2 protein-coding genes are annotated in these 2,712 nt (G+C 37.8%); one reads left to right on the top strand and one right to left on the bottom strand.

What is annotated here, in order from left to right; translation table 11 throughout:
* Positions 1-236: 236 nt before the first annotated feature.
* Positions 237-1,136, top strand: a complete 900-nt coding sequence (locus AC075L_RS06910; protein ID WP_476387420.1) for a transposase — start codon at positions 237-239, stop codon at positions 1,134-1,136.
* Between the two features lie 608 nt (positions 1,137-1,744).
* On the opposite strand, the gene AC075L_RS06905 is transcribed toward AC075L_RS06910, so the two are convergent.
* The gene (locus AC075L_RS06905; RefSeq protein WP_070102141.1) at positions 1,745-2,647 is read right to left on the bottom strand and encodes a macro domain-containing protein; all 903 of its coding nucleotides are present in this window, start codon (positions 2,645-2,647) and stop codon (positions 1,745-1,747) included.
* Positions 2,648-2,712 lie beyond the last annotated feature (65 nt).

Here is a 2,712-nt window from a genome sequence, read left to right as displayed (position 1 = left end):
TATTTGATGGGGCTTCCACCCACCGGACTATATACCCTTTGCTGGACGCACAGTCTGACCCCAATGTGGTCAACTTAAGCCCAGAATGCTGAAAATTCAACGATTCTGGGCTTATATTCTGGATTTTTTTATATAAATATCTTGACATATCCTCCTAAATATGTGGTTTATAGATTAAGCAATATTACGTTACCAGCGAAATATTTATCTATTCCAATACGTAGGAGGTATGCCATATGAGTCGAACTAATATTTGTAAAAATATCGTCCAATCCATTAAAGATTATATCACAGATCAAGTTAAACTGGAACCCCATCGGGTGGAAAAACATTTTGTACGGCGAAGAAAACTTTCACTTTTGCAAGTTATTATTTATCTGTTCTTCTCTTCAAAAGCTTCCATGTTCCAGAATCTTTCACAGATCAGAGAAGAACTGGGCACGCTTTCTTTTCCGGATGTTTCAAAACAGGCACTTTCCAAAGCCAGACAGTTCATTAATCCTTCACTGTTCAAGGAACTTTATTACCTTTCTGTTGATCTGTTTTACAGCCAGATCCCTTCAAGAAAGCTGTGGCAGGGTTATCATCTTTTTGCAGTAGATGGTTCCAGGATTGAACTTCCGAATTCAAAATCAACTTTTGATTTCTTTGGCGAAATGTCCAGCTATCCTGATCCAAACCGACGTTATACCATGGGACTGGCTTCAATAATTTATGATGTTCTGGATGATTATATCCTTCATGCATCTATCCATAAATTTCTTTCCTCTGAACGAGCAGCTGCATTAGAACATCTTAAAGTTCTTGAAGATATGGGACTATATAACAACAGTATTATTATTTTTGACAGAGGTTATTATTCAGAAGATATGTTCCGCTACTGTGTAGAGCATGGGCATCTCTGTGTTATGAGACTGAAAGAGGGAATCAATTTATCTAAAAAATGCAATGGTGATATGATTTCCATTCTTCAGGGAACTTCAAAAGAAGGTACTTCCGATGTACCTATACGTGTCCTTGAGATTCCGCTTGATGATGGCACAAAAGAATATCTTGCAACAAACCTGTTTGATCCTGCTGTTACAAAAGATATGTTCCAGGAACTTTACTTCTACAGATCGGCCTGTAGAACTTAAGTACAAAGAATTAAAAAGCCGCTTTGCCATGGAAGAGTTTTCCGGTGCTACTGCAGTGTCTATACAGCAGGAATTTTATATAAATATGCTTTTATCGAATCTGGCCTCCCTTATAAAAAATGAAGCAGATGAGGAAATACAGATTTCTGCCAAAAGCACAAATAAGTTCCGTTATCAGGCCAATCGTGCATTTATCATTGGACGGAATCAAAAGTATTGTTCCCAAAATACTCTGCGGACTGTTTGAGCTTTCAATTATTGAACAGTTATATACAGATGCTGTACGCTGCAGATCACAGCTCCTGCCCGGCAGGTCGTTTCCAAGGAAGAAATTGAAATCCAAGGGACGTCCACATTTCCGAAATAAAAAAGCTTCTTTTTAAAATAGAGCCAGCATTCATCAATAGGCTTATTTAAGTGCGGCAATTTTTATGAATCTTCTGGTTTCCAGCAAAACAGCAACTGTTTTCTGTGCATAAACCGATTAATTTTGTAGTTTGCATTAGAGGATATTCGCTAATATGCCCCTAAGTTGACGCTAGGTTGACCACATTGGTGTCAGACCCCAATGCTACAAATGTGTTGCCTCACCTTCTTTCAAGCAAATTCTAGTTCTTTACGCTTTTATTCAAAAGATCATCTAAGCGAAGTAACATTTTTAACAAATTACCATTTTCTATTTCTGCTGCAACATTACCATCACCGAAACGTTCACTCCTTTGAATCAAGGTGAGTCTTGTATTAATCTGCTCTACAGACATCTCACTTGGTACTATGTTTCTCGGCTGTTGTTCCATATGTTTTCCATAATCTCTATCCGGCTTCATAAGGTTAAACACCTGCCAAATCCCCTCTGGATAGATTGGAAAGGGAAAATAATTCAATCCATTTTTTGATGGCGGTGTTTTCCATTCAATTTTCCGTATTTTACACAACAGCTCTATACACTGCCACAGCTTTTCTTTATCAATAGATACCAACAATGAATCACCTGTATAATCGAACATAGCATGATATATTTCCTGTCCCATAGCAAGCATCGTATCATCTAATACAGCAAAATAGACTTCCATATCCACAAAAGAATCAAGAGAATCTGCAACTGCCCTTAGTACCACTTGCCACGCTTCTTTCTTTGGATAACCATATATACCAGAGGAAATTAGAGGAAATCCTATAGATTTACATCCATTATCCCGTGCTAAAAGCAATGCCGTTTGATAGCATTTTCGAAGCAAATGTTCTTTATTATGACTGCCACCATGCCACTGTGGTCCAACAGCGTGAATAATATATTTGGCTTTCAACTGAAACCCTGGTGTGATCACAGCATTTCCTGTATCGCAATGACCTATCTTCGTGCAAGCATCTGTCAATTCATTATATCCGGCTTCTTTGAAAATAGCTCCGCATACTCCACCGCCTGCCCACAATCCTTCATTGGCAGCATTAACCACACAATCGACATCTAACTTTGTTACACTTTTTTTAACAATATGTATGCGTTCCATAGATTTTCCTCCCCTATGTGTATGATACTTTTATACAACTACATATTTGATTATTTTTACTAGAT

This window comes from Blautia sp. ZXY-1-B12, from assembly GCF_056339915.1.
The sequence above is the reverse complement of the archived record's forward strand: the minus strand, read 5'-3'. Positions and strand labels throughout refer to the sequence as shown.

Excerpts from the sequence above, each read along its gene's own strand:
- AC075L_RS06910 (WP_476387420.1), top strand. The coding sequence starts at position 237 with ATGAGTCGAACTAATATTTGTAAAAATATCGTCCAATCCATTAAAGAT.
- AC075L_RS06905 (WP_070102141.1), bottom strand. The coding sequence starts at position 2,647 with ATGGAACGCATACATATTGTTAAAAAAAGTGTAACAAAGTTAGATGTC.